Below are 23845 nucleotides of genomic sequence, written 5' to 3'. Positions count from 1 at the left end.
GGTATTAGGATATCAGGTTTAATGATAACACCAACAGTAACGTAGGGCCATATATTTTTTTGAGTTCCCTGAGCCCGATTTTAAGTCTAGATTTGATAGTTCCCAGCGGAATATTAAGCTCATCGCTCGCTTCCTGTTGTGTCATACCCTCAAAAAACAGGGCGTCTAACACAATTTGGTATTTGGTTTCTATCTTATCCAGATTCTCACGGACGTCCATAAACTCTGGTCTTGTACTGTTGACGCCTAAATTATATACGTCAGAAACATCAATTTGGATTTCCTTATCACTTTTTGTATTGACACTTCTTAATTTATCTATAGCCGTATTACGTGTTATACGAAATAACCACGTAAATAGTTTGGCTTTAGAGGAATCGTAAGAGTCTGATTTTTTCCAAATTTTTATGAAACTTTCCTGTAGGACATCCTGTGCCAATTCCTCATCGCGAACTACCTTATTGGCTACCCCCAAAAGCGTATCGCCGTAATGTTCGTACAACAGTGAAATAGCTTTTTCATCTCTTTCCTGAAGTAGTTCTACAATGTGCTTTTCAAGTAGTGTACTCATGTTTTATTTCCGGTCACGAAAAAAAATGAATGTTTGGGCATCCAATTTAGTTGGTAGTACCGTATATGTTTAAACGCTAATTTATAAAATTGATTTTTATATAGGCGTATTCAAAAATATTAATAATATAAATGTGCACTTGGTAACTGCACATTTAATTTTTGGTTAGTTTGGTTTGGTATAGCCCCCAAGATTTTCTTTGGGGGTTATTTATTTTATGATATTTACTTCCGGCGCTATTTCAATACCGAATTTTTTCTTTACTTCATCAATTATTCTGAAGGCTAAATCCAAAATTTCCTGACCTGTAGCTTTTTCATGATTAACTAGTACCAATGCTTGGTTTTTGTGTACCCCGGCATCACCAAACCTTTTTCCTTTAAAACCACACTGTTCAATAAGCCAACCGGCTGGTATCTTGTAACTGTTATCCGTTACTTTATAGGATGGAGCCTCTGGATTGGCAGCAATAAATTGGGTGTATTCTTCTAAATTAATCACCGGATTTTTGAAAAAGCTGCCGCTGTTGCCCAAAACTGCCGGATCGGGCAATTTACTTTGCCTAATAGCTATAACAGCATTTGAGATGTCTTTTATTGTTGGGGTTGAAATACCCATTTTTTCAAGTTCGGATTCAATGGCGCCATAAGAGGTGTTCTTCTTGTGGTTGGTTTTGCTCAATTGAAACGTAACCGAGGTGATAATATATTTTCCCTTTCCTTCATTTTTGAAAAAAGAGTCGCGGTAACCAAATTTACAGTCTTCTTTTGAAAAAGTCTTTAAGGTTTGAGTTTCAATATGCATGGCTTCGCAGGAAACAAAACAGTCTTTTAGTTCAACGCCGTAGGCACCAATATTCTGAATAGGTGCAGTACCCGTGTTACCGGGGATAAGAGACATGTTTTCTAATCCACCATAGCCATTGGCTAACGTCCATAACACCATCTGGTGCCAGTTTTCGCCCGCCATTACTTTAAGAAGAACATAATCGTCCTTTTCTTTTAGAATCTCTTTGCCTTTTAGATTTATATGTAATACCAATGCATCAATATCATTGGTGATTAACATATTACTTCCGCCGCTAAGAACAAATTTATTTGGGTATTCATCAAGTTGGAGCGCTTCTTTTAGGTCTTCTAAACTATTGATTTCAACAAAGAACCGCGCCTTGGCATCTATTCCAAAGGTATTGTAGGGCTTAAGGGATATATCTTTTTTAACCTCCATTACGCTATATAACTTTTTAGCGCCTCCTTTAGTATGTTAACCGCTCTCTTTAAGTTGTCTTTGTCCAGAACATAGGCAATTCTTATCTGGTTTTTGCCATAACCTTCGGATGCATAAAACCCTGCGGCAGGTGCAACCATTACCGTTTCATTGTTCAGTCTAAAATCTTCTAATAACCATTGGGCAAAATCATCTGCATCTGTAATGGGTAATTCCGCAATGCAATAGAAAGCCCCTTGAGGTTTGCCTACTTTTATACCTTCAATTTTTTCAAGTTCTTCAATAAGCAAGTTTCTACGGCCTACATATTCTTTTTTTACATCGTCAAAATAGCTTTGCGGAGTTTCCAATGCGGCTTCACTGGCAATTTGAGCGTAGGTAGGGGGCGATAATCTTGCTTGGGCAAATTTTATGGCTGTCTTAATAACGTTCTTGTTTTTGGTAACCAAGCAACCTATACGTGCGCCGCACATACTATATCTTTTACTTACGGAATCGACTATTATAGCATGCTCTTCCAGTCCTTCTTCCTGTAAAATGGAGTAATGTTCTGCTCCGTCATAGGTGAACTCTCTATAGACTTCGTCGGCAATTAAGAAAAGGTCGTGCTTTTTAACTATTGCCGCCAATTTTTTAATTTCTTCCCTTGTGTATAAATATCCGGTAGGATTGCCAGGGTTGCAGATAAGGATAGCTTTGGTCTTGGGGGTAATTAATTTCTCGAATTCTTCAATGGCCGGAAGGGCAAAATTAGAATCGATATGAGATATAACAGGAACCACTTTAACCCCTGTAGCGGTAGCAAACCCGTTGTAATTGGCATAAAAAGGTTCGGGAATAATAATCTCATCCCCATTATCGGCAATACTGCCCATTGTAAAGGCCAAAGCTTCTGAGCCACCTGTAGTTACAATAATATCATTTGCCCCTACATGAATATCGTTTTTGGCGTAATAGGCGGCAAGCTTTTCACGATATTCCTCAGACCCTTCGGTACGGCTGTATGCAATAACATCTAAGGTGTTGTTTTTTACGGCATCTAAAGCTACCTGAGGTGTTTTTATATCGGGTTGACCTATGTTAAGGTGAATTACATTAACGCCCTTCTTCTTAGCTTCTTCCGCATAAGGAACCAACTTTCTAATAGGCGATTCGGGCATGGAAAGCCCTTTTTGTGATACTACTGGCATATATAAGCAATTTTGCTGCAAAAATGAGGAAACCAAACGAGAAAACCATGCGCGTTGGGAAAACGTTTATTTGTCTTTTGTTAAAAAAGGGGAGGTGTATCTGAAAAAATCGTAAATTATAGAAGGAAATATGAAAAAAGTTGAACAAGCTGCGTCTACATATCATATTCTTTCTCATGTTGCTTTCTTCTTCGGTAGTGGCACAGGGCTTCAGTTTGCCTGAAGGTCAAAAGTCCGAAAAGATTAAGTTTCAACTCATCAACAATCTTATTGTAGTGCCTATTGAAGTTAACGGAACGGAACTTTCTTTTTTGCTGGATTCCGGTGTAAGTTCACCCATACTGTTCAATATCTCCGAAACGGATTCTGTGCAAATAAACCATGTTTCTGAAATTACGATTAAAGGTTTTGGTGATAATGTTCCCATTAAAGCGCTGGTGTCCGAAAAAAATCAATTTCGCTTAAAAAATATATCCAACGAGAATCAGAAACTCTTTGTGGTAATGGATAAGAGCATAAATTTTTCTACTTCCTTGGGGATTCCTGTTCATGGTATTATAGGTTATGACCTTTTTAGGGATTTTGTTGTAGACGTCAATTATATTAAAAAGCATATCCGTTTCAGTAACCCGGATACTTATGTGTACCGGGAAAAGAAAAATACTGAAGTCTTACCACTGTCCATTAGGGCTAAAAAGGCCTATTTGAATTCCGAACTTTATTTAGGGGAGGAAGATGAACTTTCTGTAAGGCTCCTTTTGGATACCGGTAGTAGTGATGCCCTATGGCTTTTTGAAAGCGATTCTATAAACGTACCTGACAAACATTATGACGATTTTTTAGGAAAAGGACTTAACGGTAATATTTATGGAAAACGAACCAAGGTTAATGGGTTAAGGATAGGCCGTTTTTTGTTGAATGATGCCAAGGCAGCTTTTCCCGATAAAAATTCTTTTAGAGAACTCACAAACTTGGTGGAGCGCAACGGTAGTTTGGGAGGTTCGGTTTTAAAAAGGTTTCATGTAGTTTTTGATTATCGCCGCAATCGAATAATTCTACGAAAGAACTCTAATTTTGATAAGCCGTTTAAATACAACTTATCCGGCCTAGATTTACAGCATAATGGTATACGTTATATTGCCGAAAGTATAGCAGATGACCGTGGTGTGGTTTATAGTGATAAAGCTGAATTTGGCAATGTGCAATTGCTTTTTGAAAACCAGACCAGACTTAGTGTTGCACCGGAAATAATAGTGAGTGCCATTAGGGCGGGCAGCCCGGCATATGAAGCCGGTTTAAAGGAAGGTGATGTTATTTTGGCGGTAAACGGCAAAAGAATTCACCGTTACAAGCTTCAGGATATCTTGGAGATGATCAACGAAAAGGAGGGTAAACGTATTAAGTTATTGATAGAGCGCTATAATTCCGATTTGCTTTTCACCTTTGTGCTTAAAAACATGCTAAAATAAAAAGACCCGGTCATAGCCGGGTCTTTTAGTTAATTTTCTAGGAAGTTTATTTGCCTTCGGAGGCCTTTACTTCACCTTTAATTTTTAGAACCTTTGTAGGTGTGTCCGCATTGGAAATAACCGTAATGGCCTTTCTAATAGGACCTACTCGGTTAGTATCATATTTTACGGAAATTTCGCCCGTTTTGCCTGGTAAAATAGGCTCTTCAGGTTTTTTAGGAATGGTGCAACCGCAGCTAGAGCTTACTTTGCTTATGATCAAAGGCGCCTGGCCGGTATTTGTAAATTCAAAAACACGAACACCATCGGATCCTTTTTGAATTTCACCGTAATCAACGGTCTCGGATTTAAACTCAATTTTTGCCGCTTTGTCCTGTGCGGTTAGGGATAATCCCATTAGGCCTACAAATAATACGAGTACTATTTTTTTCATTTTGTTAAATTTAGGGAATCTCAAAAATAAATCTTTTCAGATGAACCTCCAAAATTCTTTTGTTATCTGTTAACGTTACTTATTTTTGTTTCGTATTTAAAACTAGGCAAAATTGCCATAAACTATATATAACGTAACTTCTTATTTCGGTCTTTATTGTTATGACCGTCATTCCTTAGACAAAAACCGTTCCAAAATATGGATATCCCTTCTAAATATGAAGCCTTAAAAGCTGAAAGCCACTGGTATGACTACTGGATGGAGCACGACTACTTTTCATCTACGCCAGATGAAAGAGAGCCATATACTATTGTAATTCCTCCGCCAAACGTAACCGGGGTGTTGCATATGGGGCACATGCTCAATAATACCATACAAGATGTATTGATTAGGAGAGCGCGCTTAATGGGTAAAAATGCATGCTGGGTACCAGGAATGGACCATGCATCTATCGCTACCGAGGCTAAGGTGGTGGCCAAGTTAAAAGCAGAAGGTATAGACAAGGCAGATTTAAGCCGAGAAGAGTTCTTGAAGCACGCCTGGGAGTGGACAGATGAATATGGTGGGGTCATTCTTGAACAGCTCAAAAAACTAGGTGCTTCCTGTGATTGGAACCGTACCAAGTTTACTATGGATGATGACATGTATAAATCTGTCATTAAAGTGTTTGTTGATTTGTTCAATAAAGGGTTGATTTACAGGGGGCACCGTATGGTGAACTGGGACCCGGAGGCGCAAACAACCCTTTCTGATGAGGAAGTAATCTATGAGGAAAAACAAGGGTTACTTTATTATCTTTCGTACCCGATTGAAGGTTCCGAAGAAAGGGTAACCATTGCTACTACTAGGCCAGAGACTATTTTAGGAGATACCGCAATCTGTATAAACCCAAATGATGAGCGCTATCGTCATTTAAAAGGAAAAAAAGTGGTTGTGCCTATTTCTGGTAGGGTAATACCTATTATAGAGGATGAGTATGTAGATATTGAATTTGGTACCGGATGTTTAAAAATTACTCCGGCCCACGATATTAATGATAAAGCCTTAGGTGAAAAGCACAATCTTGAAACCATAGATATCTTCAATGCCAATGCCACCTTAAATTCTTTTGGACTGCATTACGAAGGTAAAGACCGTTTTGTGGTTCGTAAAGAAATTACCAAAGAGCTGGAAGAAAAAGGGTTTTTAGTAAAAAAGGAGAACTATGTAAACAAAGTAGGTACTTCTGAGCGTACCAAGGCTGTAATTGAACCACGTCTTAGCGATCAGTGGTTCTTGAAGATGGAAGAATTGGTTAAACCCGCTATTGATTCCGTGCTTAAAACGGAGGAAGTGAAGTTTTTTCCAAAGAAGTTTGAGAATACATACCGTCATTGGATGGAGAATATTCGCGACTGGAATATTTCGCGTCAATTGTGGTGGGGGCAACAAATACCCGCGTTTTACTTTGGTGACGGACAAGAAGATTTCGTTGTTGCGGAGACTAGAACGGATGCTCTTAAATTGGCACAAGAAAAGTCTGGAAATGCCAATTTGACAGAAGCAGACCTAAGACAGGATGAAGATGCCCTAGATACATGGTTTTCTTCTTGGTTATGGCCAATAAGTGTTTTTAACGGTATACTGGAGCCTGATAATAAAGAAGTCAATTATTATTATCCAACCAATGATTTGGTGACAGGTCCGGATATTATTTTCTTTTGGGTAGCCAGAATGATTATCTCCGGATATGAATATCGTGATGAGCGACCCTTCCAAAATGTATATTTTACAGGGTTGGTACGTGATAAGCAGCGTAGAAAAATGTCTAAGTCGCTTGGAAATTCACCCGATGCGCTTAAGTTAATAGAAGATTACGGGGCGGATGGTGTTCGTGTAGGACTTCTGTTGAGTTCCGCTGCGGGTAATGATTTGATGTTTGATGAAGATTTATGCCAGCAAGGAAAGAATTTTGCCAACAAAATATGGAACGGTTTCCGATTGTTGAAAGGCTGGGAAATTGCAGACTTGCCACAACCTGAAGCATCAAAATTGGGTATTGAATGGTACAAGGCCAAGTTCAATAAAACTTTAGCGGAGATTGAAGACCACTTTAGCAAATACCGTATTTCCGATGCTTTAATGGCCATTTATAAGTTGGTTTGGGACGATTATAGTTCTTGGTTGTTAGAAATCATTAAACCGGATTATCAAAAGCCAATAGATAGGATTACCTATGAGGCGGTAATAGATATTTTTGAACAAAACCTTAAGTTGTTGCACCCCTTTATGCCTTTCCTAACAGAAGAGGTTTGGCAGCACATTACGGAACGTACACCTGAGAATGCATTGGTAGTGGCGCAATGGCCAAAAATGCAAACAGTAGATGAGGCGTTAATAGAAAGTTTTGATATAGCTGCGGAAGTGGTATCCGGCGTTAGGAACATTAGGAAGGAAAAGAACATTCCAATGAAAGAGAGTTTGGAATTAATGGTTCTAAACGAAGGAAATTTAGCGAAAACTTGGGATGTGGTCATTGAAAAACTGACTAACGTAGCTGAGGTTTCTTATGTAGATGCTACGGTAGATGGAGCTTTGTCTTTCCGGGTAAAAAGTAACGAATATTTTGTTCCCATGAGCGGTGCAATTGATGTTGAGGCCGAAATCAAAAAGATTGAGGAAGAACTTAAATACACCAAAGGGTTCTTAAAATCTGTAGAAAAGAAGCTTTCCAACGAACGTTTTGTGAGCAACGCACCAGAAAAGGTTATTGCTATAGAACGGCAAAAGCAGGCAGATGCCGAAGCAAAGATTGAAACTTTAGAGAAAAGTTTGGCCAGTCTGGGTTAAGCTATGTAGTATCATAATTGCAGCCGGTTATTCTAGAAGTAGGGTATCCGGCTGTTTTGCTTTAGCTGGGCTAAGGCTGTCATTGCCATAGAAGGAAAGTAGTTTGTACTTGTCCGCAAAACGTCCTCCAATGTCTTCTTGGTTGGGAGTACGAACCAATACGGTATTCCATTTACCTTCAACCCCAATGTAAAGCTCGCTAAATTGCTGGCTTTTATCGATTTGAAAAATACAGTCTTCAACAATATCTAAGATGTCTTTCCTAAATTCGGCTTTCACTTTTTTTATATCCCTTATTTTTAAAAGTATTAAGAGTTTACTTTGGTTTTGTTTGGTAAAATAGGCAATGTTCTCGGTGTCTATTCCACTTACAATATCATAATCTACACAGGCTTTTAAAGAAGCGGAGATGGAGTCTCTTTCTTTGTGAACTAATTGGGACATCTTTTTTATATCGGCATCCAATAATTCTTTCCTAGGGTCTACTGGTGTCACTTTTGCGGATTCTCCAGAACGACTATAGACCCCATAAAGTGATATGGAAAATACAATTACGAAAAGTACGGTTATAACCAAGCACCCGCAGCCATGCCATAGTGGTCTTTTTACGGGATTCGTGCTGTTTTCTACTTCATAACTTTTTAGCATTTGCGGTGTAAATTCTGCAAATGAAAAGCTCTTTTTGCAATGGCTACATTCGGCAATATGTTTTTTGAATAGGGGGAAGAGTGGGATCCAGAATACATGAAAGTACGTGCCGTAAGTGCTAACGGTAAAAGAATCTTGGGATTGGCAATAAGAACAAGTAGTTCTTTTTAAATGGCGTTCTTTTATTTTACTGGAGCGTGTTCCGAAAAAGAAAATCATAGGTTTGTTTTAAAGGTGTAGCGTGTGGTTGTAATAACCTGTGGTTATCAATTAACGACAAAGTTATGAGGTAAATTGTAGTTTATTCTCCCTGTATTCAGTGATTTATAACCCCTTTTCAGGCATAGGTCTATATTTTTTAAAATGAACATATATTCATTTTAATTGCTATATTAGTAATGTGAGAGTTAAAGATGATACCAAGGTCAATACGATTTTTGAGGCAACTACGCAGTTGACTTCCGAATTGGGGTTGGGTAATCTCACCATGTCATCCATAGCTAAAAGGGCAAAGATGGCATGCGGAACACTCTACATCTATTTTGATAGTAAAGAGCAACTATTGAACGCGCTTTACAAGCACTTACTGTTAAGTGGGACATTTTCTATGCTTCCGTCTATTCAGCATTTTCCTTTAAAAAAACAGTTCTCTGTAATTTGGTCAAATGTTCTTCAGTTCCGTGTTTCCAATAGTTCTGAGGTTGTTTTTATGCATCAGTTTAGATATTCGTCATTTGTTTCAGAGGAAACGAGCAAGCTGGACGAGCAATTTTTAAACTTTATCAGGGGGTTGCTCGATAGAGGAAAACAAGAATTGATTATTAAAGATATAGATAATGGTTTGCTGGTTCCGCTGTTGTATGGCTATGCCAATACTCTAGCAAGGCAATTGGTGTTAGATAGGACGGAATTAACCCAAGAGAAAATAGAACAATCGTTTCAGGTGTGTTGGGACGCTATTAAATCTTAAATTTTTAACATTTATAAGTGAACTAATATTCATTTATAAAACGTATATTGTAATGTCTTAACAGTGTAATTGACATCAAAAATTAGATTATAATAGCTCCATAGTCTTACTTGGATACTTATTATTTGAGATTGTCTAATCTGCTTAAGTCATTGGAGGCCCCACTGGTCATGATTCTTTTTTGTTCCCCCACTTTATGGCTTCGGGGTCCTTCTTTTACAGTTGATAATTTTTAGCGCTTGTCCGTTAAAAATTCAGTTTTCATGTTTATATTTAGGTAAAACCAACATCACATGAAAAAACTAGCATTTGTAACAGCTCTTTTGTCTATTTCCTATGTGACTTCGCAAGAAACTAAGACTGAAATTTTATCGCCTGAAATTCAAATTAAAACAGCAGTTCTACCTGCTCCTAAGACAGATAAGGAGGCAGCCATGGTCTACGGGTACGACCCATCTGGAAATTTGGTGGTTTTGAGGGAAGGCACTAATAATTTAGTATGTATAGGAGATGACCCCACAAAAGAGGGTGTTAGTGTAGCCTGTTATTCCAAGACGTTGGAACCGTTCATGAAGAGAGGGCGGGAATTAACGGCGGAAGGAAAAAATACAAAAGAAAAAAGGGAAATTCAAGGCGCTGAAGTTGCAGCGGGTAAATGGCAAATGCCCATAGTGCCAAGTATGCTCTATATTTATTATGGCAGTGATGAGGCCTATGACAAGCAAACTGGAGAATTGGGTGATGGGCAGTATAGATATGTAATCTATACTCCATTTGCTACAACAGAATCTACGGGGTTACCTTCAAAACCTCATGAAAAAGGTATGCCATGGCTTATGGATCCAGGTACTTTTAGAGCCCATATCATGGTAGGGCCGTTCAATTAACAACATAGGGATGAAACCGTAAAGGGATTCATTTTATTTGCGATTGTACAACTTATGAAACTTAAATACTAAATAGGTGGAAACGTATGCCCAGGCACTTTTGTACGCTATTCCCTTTTTTGTGGTGCTTTTGGTAGTTGAAATAGCTTATGGTCATTTTGTAAAAGATCAGAAGCATAAAGTAATGGATTCCGTTTCTAGTATTAGCTCAGGTTTTACCAATATCATTAAAGATACTTTAGGACTAGGGTTTATTCTGGTCACCTACCCTTTTTTGTTGGAACATTTGGCCCTGTTCAAAATGGAAAGTACTTGGATTGTATGGTTGGTGGCTTTTATAGTTATTGACTTTGCGGGGTATTGGAACCATCGGCTTAATCATAAAATAAATTTTTTCTGGAATCAGCACGTTATTCATCATAGTAGTGAAGAGTTTAATTTGGCATGCGCTCTGCGTCAATCCATTTCTAATTTAATAGGTTATTTTCCTTTGCTTTTGATTCCTGCGGCTATTACAGGTGTTCCCAATGAGGTTATAGCAATTCTTGCACCCGTTCACCTCTTTGCGCAGTTTTGGTATCATACGCAACATATTGGTAAAATGGGGTGGGCCGAATACATTATTGTAACTCCCTCTCAGCATAGGGTGCACCATGCGATTAATCCGGAGTACATTGATAAAAACTTAGGACAAATACTTTGTGTTTGGGATCGTTGGTTTGGTACTTTCCAGGAAGAATTAGATGATGTTCCCCCTCAGTTTGGAGTGTTGAAACCGGCCGGGACATGGAACCCCATACCTATTAATTTTCAGCATCTATGGCGATTGATACAAGATGCTTGGCATACCCAAAGTTATTATGATAAAGTCCGCATTTGGTTTATGCCAACGGGTTGGAGACCTGAGGATGTCAAAAAGAAATTTCCCATAGAGGGTATTGTGGATGTTTACGGGTTTACACGTTATGAAACACCGGCATCTACAGGGTTAAAACTGTATGCCGTATTTCAATTGATTGCTACTACCTTATTTTTATGGTTTATGTTTTATAATTTTTCTGAGATAGGGGTAAGTGGTCTCTTGCTGTTTGGATTTATAGTGTTTACGGGTATTTATGGATATACGACATTAATGGACCGTAAAAAGTATGCGGTTTATATAGAATTGTTTAGAGGGGTATTTGGGTTGTTGTTCATTCTATTCACGAAGGATTGGTTTGGGTTGAACGGTTATTTGAATTTTGGAAGCTGGCTGGTGGCCCTCTATTTTGTTGTTACCATTATTTCTGGATTTTATTTTACTTACTTTGAATCCGTGGTTTCTGAACAAAACACAATCGCTTAAATTTTTTTGAGAGGAAGACATGTTAAAAGGAAGGGTTATAAAGTGAATCTTGCTAAGTTTGTTAATCAAGAATTACATTATGAGACCTTATATATTAGCAGAAACGAATTGGGAAGCCCTGAAGGGCGAAAAGTTTGATTTGGCCATATTACCTTGGGGCGCTACAGAAGCCCACAATTATCATTTACCGTATGCTACTGATAACATTCAGGCAGACCACATGACGGCGGAAGCTGCCCGTATTGCATGGGAGCAAGGGGTAAAGCCTATTGTATTGCCTACACTTCCGTTCGGGGTAAATACGGGGCAGTCCGATATTTATTTGGATATAAACTTAAACCCCAGTACGCAGCTTGCTATTTTAACGGATATTGTAGAAGTGCTCAACAGGCAAGGTGTACATAAATTATTGATTTTTAATGGTCACGGCGGAAACAACTTTAAGCCCTTGGTTAGAGAACTGGGGTACAAGTTTCCTGAAATGTTCATTAGCTTTTGCTTCTTTCCACAAGCGTTGAACAAGGATTTATATTTTGATGAAAAAGGTGACCATGCCGATGAAATGGAAACTAGTCTTATGCTTTATTTAAGACCCGATTTGGTTTCGTCTAAGGATAAATGGGGAGATGGCTCATCCAAACAATATAAGATTAAATCTTTCTCCGAAGGTTGGGCTTGGGCAGAGAGAAAATGGTCTAAAATTAGTGAGGATACCGGGGTGGGTAACCCGCATAGCGCTACTAAGGAAAAAGGCGAGCGTTTTTTTAAGGATGTAACCCAGAAAATAGGTGGTTTTATCTATGAGCTTTGTAAAGCTGATATTAATGATTTGTACAAGTAGAATAATAATCCCTATGAAAAGGAATAGGGGCGGATGATTACTTTTTTTTCCGTACCTCTGCCTTAACGAGTTTTATGTATGCTTTCATAGCATCATCTCGTTTGATGTTTTTGGCTTGAATAAGGGCATTTGCTTTAAATGCATTGATCAGTGGCGTACTGCTTCCGGGATTACTATAGTTCTTGTTAGCTATTTTGTAATAGGCGTAGAGCTTTAGCAGCAGGTCGGCAGGCAACGGATCGGTATAGTTGTTCATAAACTCTACCGCCTTATCGAAATCAGTATGTAATTTCTCCTTCTTCATTCTTCTTTAGAACAGCCGCAACACAAGTTTCAGCGCCAATAACTTTCTGGTTTAATTTAACGGTAATAGCACAATCCAAAGGTAGGAATAAATCAACCCTTGATCCAAATTTAATAAAACCAGCATCTTCGCCTTGCTGAACATTGTCTCCTTCTTCCGCATAATTTACAATACGTCTGGCTAGAGCGCCTGCAATCTGTCTATAGAGAATATCCCCGAATTTAGGGGTACGGATAACCACTGTGGTTCTTTCGTTCTCCGTACTGGATTTAGGGTGCCAGGCTACTAAATATTTACCTGGGTGATATTTTGAATATTTTACGGTTCCACTAGCGGGGTAACGGGTTACGTGTACATTGGTAGGGGACATGAAAATAGAAACTTGCATGCGTTTTTCCTTAAAGAATTCGGTTTCTTCAACTTCTTCAATAACCACTACTTTCCCATCTACGGGAGCTAATATTTCATCAAAGTTTTTTGCGGCCCTACGAGTCGGGTTTCTAAAAAACTGTAGTATCAAAATTAAAAATATAACAGCAATCAACTGAATTCCCATACGTAGCCAAGGTATTTCAATGGCGTATTGAGAACCTAGTATAACTACGGCAACTATAAAAAAGGTGGTCAGAATAATTTTTTGACCCTCTCTATGAAACATGGGCGAATATTTTTAAGGTTAAGAACGCAAACGGTGCTGCAAATATTAAACTATCTAGGCGATCTAGCATTCCGCCATGGCCGGGTAAAATAGCACCACTATCTTTTACGCCCGCCGTTCTCTTAAATTTTGACTCTATTAAATCACCTAAATTGCCCGCTACAACTATTACAACGGCTAGAATAACCCATTGTGTCGGATTTAATATAGGCTCATACTTAGCCATAAAATAAGCCGTTCCTACGGCAAAAATCAAACCGCCAAGAGCACCTTCAACAGTTTTCTTGGGGGAAACCGCAGAAAACAATTTAGTACGTCCAAAGCTACGACCAACTATGTAAGCAAACGAATCGTTTACCCAAATTAAGATAAAAATACCTATAATTAGAAACTTGGCAAAGTCATTATTGGTATAAGGAATCATTGTTAGGAAAATGCATCCGCCTCCAACATAAAAAAGCCCTATTAAAAACTTTTGGGCGGTATTAAAGAGTTTCGTTCTTTTTGAGAAGAGATAAAACAGTAACATAAAGTTTACTGCCAGAGTACACCCTAAAAGCACGTACACGAGTATCATGTCACTAACAAAATAGATAAACAACCACCATAGGATTAAGTATGCGGCATAAATGTGCAAGCCTTTTAAATCTACAAGTTTTTTGTATTCGTTGAGGCAGGCGAGCCCAAAAATCATGAATAAAAAATCAAAGGCATCTGAACTCAAAAAGACAGCGGACAACAATAAAAAGATGTAAACAGCTCCTGTAAGCGACCGTCTTAGAACTTCCTTCATGTTTTATAGGTCTTCCAAAAGTAAAAGATACAGGTTTTTAGAGCTGCTTCCGTAAGTTAGAAAATCATCTGAATTTCCTTCGTTGGCCTGAAAATGTTTTAATGTGGTAATGTTTGCAGGAATGTTATGGCCATACTTCTTTTTTATGGTCTTTAAGCCTTCCCCAATAGATTCAACTAGTTGGCTGGTAGTGGCAAAAACAATAACATTGTATGGTAATTCATTAAGCTTTTTGTCCATAAGTTGGTTGGAACACACCAAAATAGAACCGTTTTGGGCTATTAAGTGCTCACAGGTAGTAAAGAAAACTTCGCTATCCTTACTTTGGTCCGTAAAGCCAATATTATCTTTGGAGAATTTCTTTTTGAGCGTTTCATTAATCACAAAGAAGGGGTGGTCCTGCCAACTATTCTCGTTAACGATATTTTTTACCGCTTGAGAAATCTCGGAAAACGAATCGCAGTAAAGAAATTTACCACCGTTTTGTTTAAAATGTATGGTAAATTTCTCGTCCACAGGAATGTTCAGATCGGGCATGTGTGCACCTCTGGTTTCCGCTGTTTCTTTGGAAACCTTCTTTTGCTTGCCGCCACCGAATAATTTGTCAAATAGCCCCATTTGCTCTTGTAAAACTCAATACGCGTTCTCTCTGATAAAAGAAAACGTTAAATATTCTTATTTATTTTCTTCTCCTTCTTCAGCTACTGTACCTTCGGAAGATAATAGGTCGTTAGAAATCTTTTCTTGCCCTTTTTCATCAAACTCTTCCCCAAAGGATCTTTTGCCAAAAATTTTCTCTAAATCTTCTTTAAAAATAACTTCTTTTTCTAATAATCTTTCAGCAAGAATGGTAAGCTTATCCTTATTATCCGTCAATACCTGAATAGCTCTCTGGTATTGCTCTTCTATGATTTTAGAAATTTCTTCATCAATCTTTTTCGCAGTGTCTTCACTATAAGGTTTAGAAAAACCGTACGAATCCTGTCCTGAAGAATCATAATAGGTGATATTACCTATTTCATCATTAAGACCGTAGATGGTTACCATGGCTCTGGCTTGTTTGGTTACTTTTTCCAAATCGCTCAAAGCTCCGGTAGATATTTTGTTGAAGATAACTTTTTCAGCAGCTCTACCACCCATAGTAGCACACATTTCATCTAACATTTGTTCTGGCCGAACAATTAGACGTTCTTCCGGTAGATACCAGGCGGCACCTAAGGATTGTCCTCTTGGCACAATAGTAACTTTCACTAATGGAGCGGCATGCTCAAGCATCCAGCTTGTAGTAGCGTGTCCTGCTTCATGATAAGCAATAGTTTCTTTTTCTCCTGGAGTTATGATCTTGTTCTTTTTCTCTAATCCGCCAACAATTCTATCAACAGCATCTAAGAAATCTTGTTTTGAAACTGCCTTTTTCTCTTTTCTAGCTGCAATTAACGCCGCTTCGTTACAAACATTGGCAATGTCCGCACCTGAGAAACCGGGTGTTTGTCTGGCTAAAAATTCAAGGTCTAAGGCCTCGGAAGTTTTTATAGGTCTTAAGTGTACCTCAAAAATTTCTTTTCTTTCCCTGATGTCCGGTAGGTCTACATATATCTGTCTGTCAAAACGACCTGCACGCATTAAAGCTTTATCCAACACATCCGCACGGTTTGTGGCCGCTAAGACAATAACATTGGTGTTGGTTCCAAAACCGTCCATTTCGGTCAGTAATTGGTTAAGTGTGTTTTCGCGCTCATCGTTAGAGCCTGTGAAATTGTTTTTACCACGTGCACGACCAATAGCATCGATCTCATCAATAAATATAATGGCAGGCGATTTATCTTTGGCTTGTTTGAATAGGTCACGTACTCTAGATGCACCTACACCAACGAACATTTCAACAAAATCAGAACCGGATAGCGAGAAGAACGGTACTTTGGCTTCTCCTGCTACGGCTTTTGCCAAAAGGGTCTTACCTGTTCCCGGAGGGCCTACTAGCAAGGCTCCTTTAGGTATTTTACCACCCAATGAGGTGTATTTGTCCGGGTTTCTAAGGAATTCTACAATTTCTTCAACTTCCTCTTTAGCCCCTTCAAGACCAGCAACATCTTTAAACGAAGTTCTGGTGTCCGTTTTCTCATCAAAAAGTTTAGCTTTTGATTTGCCAATATTAAATATCTGACCTCCGGCACCGCCACCGCCACCGCCTGACATTCTGCGCATTAAATATATCCATATTCCAATAATTAGAACAAATGGTAATATGCCCAAAAGAAGGTCCATTAGATAGTTATTGTCTGTATCATAATCGACAATAGTATCTAAATTGTTTTCTTTTTTGATGTTCTTAATTTCGTTCTCAAAATTCTGCAAATCACCGTAATCTAATACGTATTGAGGCACAGCACCTGTAGAAGGAAGGAAAGGTTTTTCAGCTACATCTTTGTGGACATCCTTGGCCATAGCTTCTTCCGTAAGGAAAACTTTTGCTTGGCGTGTATTGGTAATGATCATTATTTCTTTGACATCACCGTTTCTAAGGTACTCCTGTAATTCCGAAGTTGTAGTTTTTCTGGTGTTGGCCAAATTGCCACTACCTATAAATTGAAAACCTATTAAAAGAATTGCTATCAATCCATAGATCCACCACGAGCTGAACTTCGGTTTCTTGTTATTTGTATTATTATCTTTAGCCATTATTATTTTTTACTGATTCAAACTGCTACTACTTTCTATTTTGGTTACTTTGGCATCTCCCCAAAGCCCTTCAATATCATAATATTCTCTAACTTGTCTTTGAAAAACGTGCACAACAACGTTAACGTAGTCCATTAATACCCATTCGGCATTGTCTTCGCCTTCTACATGCCAAGGTTTGTCCTGAATGGTTTTACTAACGATTTTACGAATTGAACCTACTATAGCGTTTACGTGCGTATTTGAAGTACCATTACATATTATAAAGTAGTCGCAAACGGTGTTTTCTATATCTCTAAGATCAAGGAGATTTATATCTTGTCCCTTAACCTCTTCTATCCCCTGTAATATCAATGCAATTAGTTCATCTGCACTGGCTTTGCTTTTTTGCATTCAAAAATTTTAGTTTCTACAAAGTTATTATTTTTTTGTTCTTTTAGACCTAGTTTTTTATAATAGATACAATATATTCAAAATGAGCCTAGCATGAATATAATCAAACTTGATGCCACGGACTCTACAAACGCATATTTAAAGCGTTTGTTGTCTGATAGTAAACCAGCCGATTTTACAGTTGTTAGTGCCAAAAAACAGCAGAACGGAAAGGGGCAGATGGGTGCTAAGTGGGAATCTGATTCTGGTAAAAACCTTACCTTTAGTGTGTTAAGAACGGATTTGGCACTCCATCCCAATGATTATTTTCTTTTGAACATTTGTGTGTCATTGGCTGTTTATGACACGTTAAAGGCTTATCGTGTACCTGATTTGGCCATAAAATGGCCCAACGACATTCTGTCAGGTACTTCAAAAATTTGCGGAATTCTCATTGAAAATATTCTTTCGGGAAAAGAGATAAATACTGCAATTATAGGAATAGGCCTAAATGTGAACCAAACCTTTTTTGGTGAGCTGGAGAATGCATCCTCATTGAAACTTATCTTAGGACGGAATTTTGATTTGGATGAATTGCTCTTAGAGGTAATCAAGAACCTTAAAGCTATTTTTTTAAGCTCAAGAACGGATAGCGCAACGAGCCTTTGGAAAACGTATGAGGCGGTCCTGTTTAGAAAAGACAAGCCTTCTACGTTCGAGAATAAAGAAAATGAGTTATTTATGGGTTTTATTCGCGGAGTTTCGCCCAAGGGGAAACTGCAAATAGCCCTAGAGGACAATGTGCTAAAAGAATTTGATATTAAAGAAGTAAAACTACGCTACTGATTAAATCTTGGTTAAGTTATCGGACAATGTTCCCATAAAGTTGGTAATGGGGTGCTTGATCATCATAGCCATCATTGCGTTAAACTGGCCTTCAAAACTTAAAGCTACTTTACTTTCGTTATCACTCACAGAAACAATATCTGCCGTTAGTGTAAAAGGTAACTTGTCACTTGCCGCTCCCAATACAATTTGGCTGTTAGGGTTTTGAGATTGGCGTTGTAGAACAATCTGCGGCATGCCTTTAAGGGCAAAAAGGAAACGATTCTCGTTAATAACCTCAAACTTATCAATGTTTTCGGGCATTAATTTTTCAAAGTTCTTGAGGTCTGTTAAGAATTCAAAAACTTCTTTATCTCCTTTTGCTATATCTTTTTGAGGGGTTTCTATGTGCATATCAATATTATTGTTGCCATTTAGATGGATTTTTTCTCCACTCTAATAAGGTATTTAATTGCTCTTCTTTAATGAAATGGGTCTCTGAGGCTTGCTCTATCAGGTGGTCGTAATCGCTAAGGGTGTTCAAAGAAATATTCTTTTCTTCAAAGTTGGTCTGGGCTACATCAAAACCATAGGTAAAGATAGCTAACATTCCTTTAACGTTAGCACCGGATTCAGTTAAAGCGTCTACAGCATTTAAGCTACTTTTTCCTGTACTGATCAAATCCTCGATTACCACTACCGTCTGGTTGGCTTCCAATTGCCCTTCAATCTGGTTTTTTCTACCGTGTGATTTGGGTTCAGGTCTTACGTAAATGAACGGAAGGCCAAGAAAATCAGCTACTAAGGCGCCTATTCCTATAGCTCCTGTGGCTACTCCGGCAATAATGTCCGGCTTGCCATAAAGCGCCTCTACCTGCTTTGCCATTTCTTCCCTAACAAAATTTCGGATGACAGGGTAGGAGAGGATTATTCTGTTGTCACAATATATTGGAGATTTCCAACCGGAAGCCCATGAGAAAGGATTTTCCGGTTTCAACTTAATTGCATTAATTTGCAATAGAAGTTCGGCCGTTTTTTTGGCGGTATTTTTGTCTAAAACCATGACGCAAATGTATAAAGTTTTTGTGAACGAATTGCCTTTGATCTTAACAAATAAGCTCTCAGAAACTGGCGGTGGCGAATATTTTTTGCTAAACGAAGATTCTATCCAAGAAGCCATAAAGGCATTGAGGAAGAAAAAATTGACCGAAGCTTACATCTATCATCCTAACCATGAGGATATTCTAAAGAAATTTACGCATAGAATTCCGTTGGTAGTTGCTGCTGGTGGTGTTGTTACAAATGATATAGGTGAGGTATTGTTTATCTATAGAAACGACAAATGGGATCTGCCAAAAGGCAAACTGGACAAGGGTGAATCTATAGAAGCTTGTGCGCTAAGAGAGGTTATGGAAGAGACCGGGGTAAAAGATCTTAGAATTGAGAACTTTTTGAGAACTACCTATCATATATTCAGTAATAATGGCGTGTACACTCTAAAAGAGGTGCATTGGTACGCTATGAGAACCAGTTATACAGGTAAGCTTAAGCCAGAAAAGAAAGAGGGTATTGTTAAGGTAAAATGGAAGGGGCCCAAAAAGATTCAGGAGGCACTACAAAATTCTTATAATAACATTAAAATTCTTTTTGGAGCATAATTTATTTCTTCAAAACTCTATACACGGGGTATTGTAAATGGGCCGCTTCGTAATGGTCAGAGTGTTTAAAGAGGTAGTCTAGTTGCGCATACCAATTAGTGTTGAAAACAGAATCGGTTGCTTTTTTGGACATGAAACTATCTTTTAAAACTTGATTTTCCTCTAATAACTTTATGGCTTCATCTTCAAAAACATAGGGTGAAAAGCCTTCTTTTTGCTGCAAAATAGAATCGAAAAAATTCCAATTAAAAAAAGAATCCTTTGTTTCAGGTTCCAAGGTTTCAATGATGTATCTAATACCTTCTTGGTCCGTAGGAATTAAAATATCGCCCTGTTGAAACTTTACTTTGCTTGTTGAGCTTGAAACCTTAGTGTCATAATGAGGGTAGTGACCTTCATAGGGGTAGTTCAGCGTTTTATAATTGTCTATTTTATAGGACTCCACGTCAAGCACGGTGTCTTTTTGTATGGTGTTGTAATGAATTTTGTTCAATTCTAAAAGTGAAAGGACTTTACGCCACCCTTTTTTTAGAATATAGGCCTCTGGAATTTCCACGGAATCAATAGGGGTATAAAAGTTTTGGTACTCAACTTTTTTGGTAAAAGGCTTTTCTCTGTTGTATTTTAATCGTGTGAGTCCGGTAACTTTACTGGTAAGGGTGTCCCCTTCATAACCCTTAAAATCTAGGGTTGTAGTCTTAGTAGTGTCTATTTGCCATTGGGTAGGGTAGTGCGTCCAATCTTTATGTCTGTGCTTAGCTTCTCCCCTTAGTTGTTTTATTTCTTTGTAATCGTTCTCTGCAAGATTTATCATTTGCGTCATGAGCTGGTAGGTGCCTTCAACTCTTTGTTTGTAGGGTTTTAGCATATGGGTTTCTACCATCATTCCAAAAGTGTTCCATAATGTAGTGTAACCTGTAGAGTATCTTGGGTAGTCCATGAATTGGGAAAAACCTTTTTCCGGAACTTGATTAAAAACATTAACATAAGGCGTAATGTCCCATTCTGAATCTCTAAGGGATTTTTCCAAGGAAGGCATCATTTTATTATGGATATAGTTGCCTAATTCACCGCCTAATTTGTTATGTTGTGTAAATAAGTGGGTTAAAGTATATTGATAATCAGCGCCATTGCTAACATGGTTGTCGATAAATATATCCGGATTGACCATGTGGAAGATTTCAAAAAAAGTTCGGGCATTTTTGGTGTCACCTTTAATAAAATCCCTGTTTAGGTCATAGTTTAACGTATTTCCGCGAAAACCATAGGATTTTGGTCCGTTTTGGTTGGCACGTGTGGTGCTGTTTCTGTTTAAGGCTCCTCCAATATTGTAAATGGGAATAGTTACCAATACCATGTTCTTTGGGGCCGGAAGTTTACCGGTGGCCAAATCTCTGTATAGTAACATGGTAGCGTCTATTCCATCACTTTCTCCGGGGTGTATACCGTTATTGATGAAAAGTAAGGTTTTGTTATTGCTTATTTTCTGAAAATTAAAATCGCCGTCTGGGTTATAGGTGATAATATGTAGCGGATAACCACTATCCGTATCACCAATGGTTTGCATATTTATTTCAGGAAACTCTTTGGCTAATCTAATGTAGAAGTCTATAGTTTCTAAATAGGTAGCCGTTTCGGAACCGTGACTGAGTTCAAAATGTGTTTTATAGTCGGCTGTTTTGTCCTGTTGTTCTGTTTCGCAAGAAAGACAAAGTAATCCCAATACCAAAAGGGTGGCAGGTAGAAGAAAATAAGTAGTTGTAATTTTCCGTTGCATGTATCAAAAATAAGCAAAAACGAGTAAGCTTTTACTATGCAATTTTGGTAATCTCGGCAACGTGTTCTTTACGGATAGGTTTGTTGTTAAAGGTAATGGTGTGGCAGGTTTTCTTTTTGAAATCTTCCCAGTTGTCCAAATCAAAGGTGTCTATTGAGGATGTAATGATATTTACCCTAACTTTTTCTGTAAGAGGTAAAGTTATAAATTCATCCAAGAACTGCCAACCGTCCATAATTGGCATATTTATATCCAAGAAAATTACTTGTGGTACCTTTTTGTTTTGCTGAAGCCTATTTTTAATACCTTCAATCGCCAACTTTCCATTACGGTATACTGTAATATCATTGCAATCAACTACAAGACTCAGCATCTTTTGAATGCCAAATACCGTAATTGGGTCATCATCAATAATACAAATACTCTCAATTTTGTTCATTAAAATATATTTTGAAGGTAGTTCCTGCACCTACCTTACTGGCAACCGTTACTTTGCCGTTCATTGCTTCTATTTGGTTTTTGGTTATGTATAGACCAATTCCTCTGGAATCACTATGGTCATGGAAGGTCTTGTACATTCCAAATAACTTGCTTCCGTATTTTTTAAGGTCAATACCTAACCCGTTATCTTCAATAGAAAGCACTATGTACCCATTTTCGCTTATTGCGCTTAATGTAATTAAAGGTGGTCTGTCCGGATGTCTATATTTAACGGCATTTGTAATGAAGTTCATTAAGATACTATCAATATATGCGGGAATGACTTTAATAGTGGTATGCTCGGATATGGCGTTTACTATTTTGGCATCGTGATTTATTAAAAATGCCTTTAAGTTCCGTTTTACGGAAACAATACGCTGGTTTAACCGAACTGGCTTTTTCTCAAGATTAATATTTGTATTTATTGCTACTACTTCATTTAGGTTTTCTAAAGTCTCAAGTAAATTGTCCGAAGCTTGGGTAAGCATTTTTATGATATTGGACTTTTCTTCTTCGTTCTTTTCGCTGGCAAGAAAATCCAATAGCATGGAGAAATTGGCGGTGTGCGAGCGTAAATTATGCGAAACGATATGAGCAAAATTCACCAATTTTTTGTTCTGTTGCGAGGTTACGTTGATTAGGTCTCGAAGCTCTTGTTCCTTTTGTTTAAGGTCAGAGATATCCATGCTAATACCTACGAGTCCTTGGGCCTTACCATTGTTACCTTTTAACGGTATTTTGGACGTAAGGAAAGTTGAGACCCTACCGTCTTTGGTTTCATTAATGGTCTCTCTGCCCAACATTGGAGTTAGGGTTTCCATAACTTGTAAATCCTCTGCTCTGGAAATTAAGGCTACCTCTTTACTAAAAAGCTCAAAATCATTTTTACCCAATAGTTCTTCGGCGCTCTGTACGCCCATATAGTCACATTCCGATTTGTTCACTAGAATTTTTCTAGATTCCGTATCCTTTATAAATACGTTCAGTGGCAAATTATCTATTAACGTGCGTAATAAGAGTTCGTTTTCTTTGGTCTTTGTTTCTGATTGAACTTGTTTTTCTATGTTTTGTAAAGTTCCTTTTATTCCTACAATTTTGCCGTCTGAGTAGGTTGGCATACCAGCTACCTGAACCCAGATTTCTTTTCCTTTAGAAGTTTTAAACTGTAATTTTTCGTTCCAACTAGTGCCTTTCGTCATGGTTTCATGAACCAGCATAGATACCGTGTTTCTGCTGTACCCGTCTTTATATGCGGATAAGGCGGAGTCAAAGGAAAATTCATAATCTTCCGGGACATCATGAATTTGGCGTATGACATCACAACAAATAAGTTTGTCATTTATTATATCATAATCCCAAACACCTATTTTGCTTATTTCGCACATGGCGTCAAGAAGCGATTGAAGTGTGTTTACTTGCTCCTCTTGAAGCTTTTTTTCTGTGATGTCTTCAAAATGAATGATGAGACCAACAATTTCATGGGTCTCGTTTTGCCATGCCGTGCAGGCCCACTTGTACCATTTTAAGCCAGTAGCACTGTTTAAATTATAGCTTACACTGGTGTCATTAGATTTGTCTGAAAGACATTGGTAAAGTGTGTTTTCCCAATTATCACTTAGAGTGGTGAAAAGTTCATTAATGGGTTTGCCAAATGTAGTTTCTGAATCAAATTCAAAATTGGAAAGGAACTTATCGGACGCGTAAATAACCTCGAACTTTTTGTTCGTGAAAACAGTGGCCGTGGGCAGCTGTTTTACTAGGGGGTTATTTAGTCTAATTTTCGTTCCGTTCAAGGTCATGGTGTAATTTCTGACTAAAATAGATGCATTTGACCTTATATCTAAACCTTTGTTGTGAATAGTATCAAACTCGTTGTGTTGTTCAAAAAA

At 38.1% G+C, this 23845-nt stretch carries 24 protein-coding genes; 8 read left to right on the top strand and 16 right to left on the bottom strand.

Going from position 1 to position 23845, the window contains the following annotated elements; genetic code table 11:
- Positions 1-4: 4 nt before the first annotated feature.
- The 3 genes from SJY45_RS08600 to SJY45_RS08590 all read right to left on the bottom strand — a co-directional run bounded on the left by SJY45_RS08600 (position 5) and on the right by SJY45_RS08590 (position 2988).
- On the bottom strand, positions 5-571 hold the full coding sequence (locus tag SJY45_RS08600) for an RNA polymerase sigma factor (RefSeq protein WP_215441944.1): 567 nt from the start codon (positions 569-571) through the stop codon (positions 5-7).
- Positions 572-781: 210 nt separating this feature from the next.
- The gene (gene murB, locus SJY45_RS08595) at positions 782-1798 is read right to left on the bottom strand and encodes a UDP-N-acetylmuramate dehydrogenase (RefSeq protein ID WP_400074089.1); all 1017 of its coding nucleotides are present in this window, start codon (positions 1796-1798) and stop codon (positions 782-784) included.
- On the bottom strand, positions 1798-2988 hold the full coding sequence (locus tag SJY45_RS08590) for a pyridoxal phosphate-dependent aminotransferase (RefSeq protein ID WP_215441942.1): 1191 nt from the start codon (positions 2986-2988) through the stop codon (positions 1798-1800). The genes murB and SJY45_RS08590 overlap by 1 nt, the downstream gene beginning before the upstream one ends.
- Before the next feature lie 140 nt (positions 2989-3128).
- Between SJY45_RS08590 and SJY45_RS08585 the strand changes: the two genes are divergently transcribed.
- Positions 3129-4457: a PDZ domain-containing protein gene (locus SJY45_RS08585; RefSeq protein ID WP_400074088.1), complete on the top strand. Its 1329-nt coding sequence runs from the start codon at positions 3129-3131 to the stop codon at positions 4455-4457.
- A gap of 46 nt (positions 4458-4503) precedes the next feature.
- On the opposite strand, the gene SJY45_RS08580 is transcribed toward SJY45_RS08585, so the two are convergent.
- Positions 4504-4890 carry a DUF1573 domain-containing protein gene (locus SJY45_RS08580; RefSeq protein ID WP_215441941.1) on the bottom strand — a complete coding sequence of 129 codons (387 nt, stop codon included), beginning with the start codon at positions 4888-4890 and terminating at the stop codon, positions 4504-4506.
- Positions 4891-5088: 198 nt separating this feature from the next.
- On the opposite strand from SJY45_RS08580, the gene SJY45_RS08575 reads away from it, so the two are divergent.
- Entirely contained in the window at positions 5089-7719 is a 2631-nt protein-coding gene (locus SJY45_RS08575; RefSeq protein ID WP_215441940.1) for a valine--tRNA ligase, read from the top strand.
- A 27-nt stretch (positions 7720-7746) separates the two neighbouring features.
- Here SJY45_RS08575 and SJY45_RS08570 read toward each other — a convergent pair whose 3' ends face one another.
- Complete coding sequence (locus SJY45_RS08570; RefSeq protein WP_400074085.1) at positions 7747-8586, bottom strand: hypothetical protein; 840 nt, start codon at positions 8584-8586, stop codon at positions 7747-7749.
- A 181-nt stretch (positions 8587-8767) separates the two neighbouring features.
- On the opposite strand from SJY45_RS08570, the gene SJY45_RS08565 reads away from it, so the two are divergent.
- From SJY45_RS08565 to SJY45_RS08550, 4 genes are all read left to right on the top strand, one after another.
- Entirely contained in the window at positions 8768-9337 is a 570-nt protein-coding gene (locus tag SJY45_RS08565) for a TetR/AcrR family transcriptional regulator (RefSeq protein ID WP_400074084.1), read from the top strand.
- A 293-nt stretch (positions 9338-9630) separates the two neighbouring features.
- Positions 9631-10224, top strand: a complete 594-nt coding sequence (locus SJY45_RS08560; protein ID WP_400074082.1) for a hypothetical protein — start codon at positions 9631-9633, stop codon at positions 10222-10224.
- Positions 10225-10300: 76 nt separating this feature from the next.
- On the top strand, positions 10301-11569 hold the full coding sequence (locus SJY45_RS08555) for a sterol desaturase family protein (protein WP_400074080.1): 1269 nt from the start codon (positions 10301-10303) through the stop codon (positions 11567-11569).
- Between the two features lie 79 nt (positions 11570-11648).
- On the top strand, positions 11649-12410 hold the full coding sequence (locus SJY45_RS08550) for a creatininase family protein (protein ID WP_215441935.1): 762 nt from the start codon (positions 11649-11651) through the stop codon (positions 12408-12410).
- Between the two features lie 37 nt (positions 12411-12447).
- Here the strand turns inward: SJY45_RS08550 and SJY45_RS08545 are convergent, their stop codons facing one another.
- From SJY45_RS08545 to rsfS, 6 genes are read right to left on the bottom strand one after another with little or no spacing between them, the layout of a single operon-like run.
- Entirely contained in the window at positions 12448-12714 is a 267-nt protein-coding gene (locus SJY45_RS08545) for an acyl-CoA-binding protein (RefSeq protein ID WP_215441934.1), read from the bottom strand.
- Positions 12689-13372, bottom strand: coding sequence for a phosphatidylserine decarboxylase family protein (locus SJY45_RS08540; protein ID WP_215441933.1), 684 nt, complete (start codon positions 13370-13372; stop codon positions 12689-12691). The genes SJY45_RS08545 and SJY45_RS08540 overlap by 26 nt, the downstream gene beginning before the upstream one ends.
- On the bottom strand, positions 13362-14165 hold the full coding sequence (locus tag SJY45_RS08535) for a phosphatidate cytidylyltransferase (RefSeq protein WP_400074078.1): 804 nt from the start codon (positions 14163-14165) through the stop codon (positions 13362-13364). Before SJY45_RS08535 ends, SJY45_RS08540 begins: the two co-directional genes overlap by 11 nt.
- Before the next feature lie 3 nt (positions 14166-14168).
- Entirely contained in the window at positions 14169-14783 is a 615-nt protein-coding gene (locus SJY45_RS08530) for an LUD domain-containing protein (protein WP_400074076.1), read from the bottom strand.
- A 57-nt stretch (positions 14784-14840) separates the two neighbouring features.
- The gene (gene ftsH, locus SJY45_RS08525) at positions 14841-16844 is read right to left on the bottom strand and encodes an ATP-dependent zinc metalloprotease FtsH (RefSeq protein WP_215441930.1); all 2004 of its coding nucleotides are present in this window, start codon (positions 16842-16844) and stop codon (positions 14841-14843) included.
- Positions 16845-16853: 9 nt separating this feature from the next.
- Positions 16854-17237 (bottom strand): ribosome silencing factor, encoded by a 384-nt coding sequence (gene rsfS / locus SJY45_RS08520; protein ID WP_215441929.1) that lies wholly within the window; start codon positions 17235-17237, stop codon positions 16854-16856.
- 93 nt (positions 17238-17330) lie between these two features.
- Between rsfS and SJY45_RS08515 the strand changes: the two genes are divergently transcribed.
- A complete protein-coding gene (locus SJY45_RS08515) occupies positions 17331-18062 on the top strand; it encodes a biotin--[acetyl-CoA-carboxylase] ligase (protein WP_400074074.1) in 732 nt (243 codons plus the stop codon).
- On the opposite strand, the gene SJY45_RS08510 is transcribed toward SJY45_RS08515, so the two are convergent.
- On the bottom strand, positions 18063-18455 hold the full coding sequence (locus tag SJY45_RS08510) for an SRPBCC family protein (protein ID WP_400074072.1): 393 nt from the start codon (positions 18453-18455) through the stop codon (positions 18063-18065).
- 7 nt (positions 18456-18462) lie between these two features.
- Positions 18463-19104 carry an orotate phosphoribosyltransferase gene (gene pyrE / locus SJY45_RS08505; protein WP_289041041.1) on the bottom strand — a complete coding sequence of 214 codons (642 nt, stop codon included), beginning with the start codon at positions 19102-19104 and terminating at the stop codon, positions 18463-18465.
- Between the two features lie 7 nt (positions 19105-19111).
- Between pyrE and SJY45_RS08500 the strand changes: the two genes are divergently transcribed.
- Complete coding sequence (locus SJY45_RS08500) at positions 19112-19699, top strand: NUDIX hydrolase (RefSeq protein ID WP_400074070.1); 588 nt, start codon at positions 19112-19114, stop codon at positions 19697-19699.
- A gap of 1 nt (position 19700) precedes the next feature.
- Here SJY45_RS08500 and SJY45_RS08495 read toward each other — a convergent pair whose 3' ends face one another.
- The 3 genes from SJY45_RS08495 to SJY45_RS08485 are packed head-to-tail and all read right to left on the bottom strand — an operon-like array spanning position 19701 to position 23755.
- Entirely contained in the window at positions 19701-21476 is a 1776-nt protein-coding gene (locus SJY45_RS08495; RefSeq protein WP_400074068.1) for a M14 family metallopeptidase, read from the bottom strand.
- Between the two features lie 34 nt (positions 21477-21510).
- Positions 21511-21915: a two-component system response regulator gene (locus SJY45_RS08490; RefSeq protein ID WP_215441923.1), complete on the bottom strand. Its 405-nt coding sequence runs from the start codon at positions 21913-21915 to the stop codon at positions 21511-21513.
- Entirely contained in the window at positions 21902-23755 is a 1854-nt protein-coding gene (locus SJY45_RS08485) for a PAS domain S-box protein (protein ID WP_400074066.1), read from the bottom strand. The genes SJY45_RS08490 and SJY45_RS08485 overlap by 14 nt, the downstream gene beginning before the upstream one ends.
- Between the last annotated feature and the right edge of the window lie 90 nt (positions 23756-23845).

The organism is Zobellia russellii (assembly GCF_044597075.1).
Classification (GTDB): domain Bacteria; phylum Bacteroidota; class Bacteroidia; order Flavobacteriales; family Flavobacteriaceae; genus Zobellia; species Zobellia russellii.
Note: the sequence above shows the minus strand (reverse complement) of the source record. Positions and strands in the feature narration are given on the sequence as shown.

Excerpts from the sequence above, each read along its gene's own strand:
- SJY45_RS08600 (WP_215441944.1), bottom strand. The coding sequence starts at position 571 with ATGAGTACACTACTTGAAAAGCACATTGTAGAACTACTTCAGGAAAGA.
- murB (WP_400074089.1), bottom strand. The coding sequence starts at position 1,798 with ATGGAGGTTAAAAAAGATATATCCCTTAAGCCCTACAATACCTTTGGA.
- SJY45_RS08590 (WP_215441942.1), bottom strand. The coding sequence starts at position 2,988 with ATGCCAGTAGTATCACAAAAAGGGCTTTCCATGCCCGAATCGCCTATT.
- SJY45_RS08580 (WP_215441941.1), bottom strand. The coding sequence starts at position 4,890 with ATGAAAAAAATAGTACTCGTATTATTTGTAGGCCTAATGGGATTATCC.
- SJY45_RS08575 (WP_215441940.1), top strand. The coding sequence starts at position 5,089 with ATGGATATCCCTTCTAAATATGAAGCCTTAAAAGCTGAAAGCCACTGG.
- SJY45_RS08570 (WP_400074085.1), bottom strand. The coding sequence starts at position 8,586 with ATGATTTTCTTTTTCGGAACACGCTCCAGTAAAATAAAAGAACGCCAT.
- SJY45_RS08560 (WP_400074082.1), top strand. The coding sequence starts at position 9,631 with ATGAAAAAACTAGCATTTGTAACAGCTCTTTTGTCTATTTCCTATGTG.
- SJY45_RS08550 (WP_215441935.1), top strand. The coding sequence starts at position 11,649 with ATGAGACCTTATATATTAGCAGAAACGAATTGGGAAGCCCTGAAGGGC.
- SJY45_RS08545 (WP_215441934.1), bottom strand. The coding sequence starts at position 12,714 with ATGAAGAAGGAGAAATTACATACTGATTTCGATAAGGCGGTAGAGTTT.
- SJY45_RS08540 (WP_215441933.1), bottom strand. The coding sequence starts at position 13,372 with ATGTTTCATAGAGAGGGTCAAAAAATTATTCTGACCACCTTTTTTATA.
- SJY45_RS08535 (WP_400074078.1), bottom strand. The coding sequence starts at position 14,165 with ATGAAGGAAGTTCTAAGACGGTCGCTTACAGGAGCTGTTTACATCTTT.
- SJY45_RS08530 (WP_400074076.1), bottom strand. The coding sequence starts at position 14,783 with ATGGGGCTATTTGACAAATTATTCGGTGGCGGCAAGCAAAAGAAGGTT.
- ftsH (WP_215441930.1), bottom strand. The coding sequence starts at position 16,844 with ATGGCTAAAGATAATAATACAAATAACAAGAAACCGAAGTTCAGCTCG.
- rsfS (WP_215441929.1), bottom strand. The coding sequence starts at position 17,237 with ATGCAAAAAAGCAAAGCCAGTGCAGATGAACTAATTGCATTGATATTA.
- SJY45_RS08515 (WP_400074074.1), top strand. The coding sequence starts at position 17,331 with ATGAATATAATCAAACTTGATGCCACGGACTCTACAAACGCATATTTA.
- SJY45_RS08510 (WP_400074072.1), bottom strand. The coding sequence starts at position 18,455 with ATGCACATAGAAACCCCTCAAAAAGATATAGCAAAAGGAGATAAAGAA.
- pyrE (WP_289041041.1), bottom strand. The coding sequence starts at position 19,104 with ATGGTTTTAGACAAAAATACCGCCAAAAAAACGGCCGAACTTCTATTG.
- SJY45_RS08500 (WP_400074070.1), top strand. The coding sequence starts at position 19,112 with ATGTATAAAGTTTTTGTGAACGAATTGCCTTTGATCTTAACAAATAAG.
- SJY45_RS08495 (WP_400074068.1), bottom strand. The coding sequence starts at position 21,476 with ATGCAACGGAAAATTACAACTACTTATTTTCTTCTACCTGCCACCCTT.
- SJY45_RS08490 (WP_215441923.1), bottom strand. The coding sequence starts at position 21,915 with ATGAACAAAATTGAGAGTATTTGTATTATTGATGATGACCCAATTACG.
- SJY45_RS08485 (WP_400074066.1), bottom strand. The coding sequence starts at position 23,755 with ATGACCTTGAACGGAACGAAAATTAGACTAAATAACCCCCTAGTAAAA.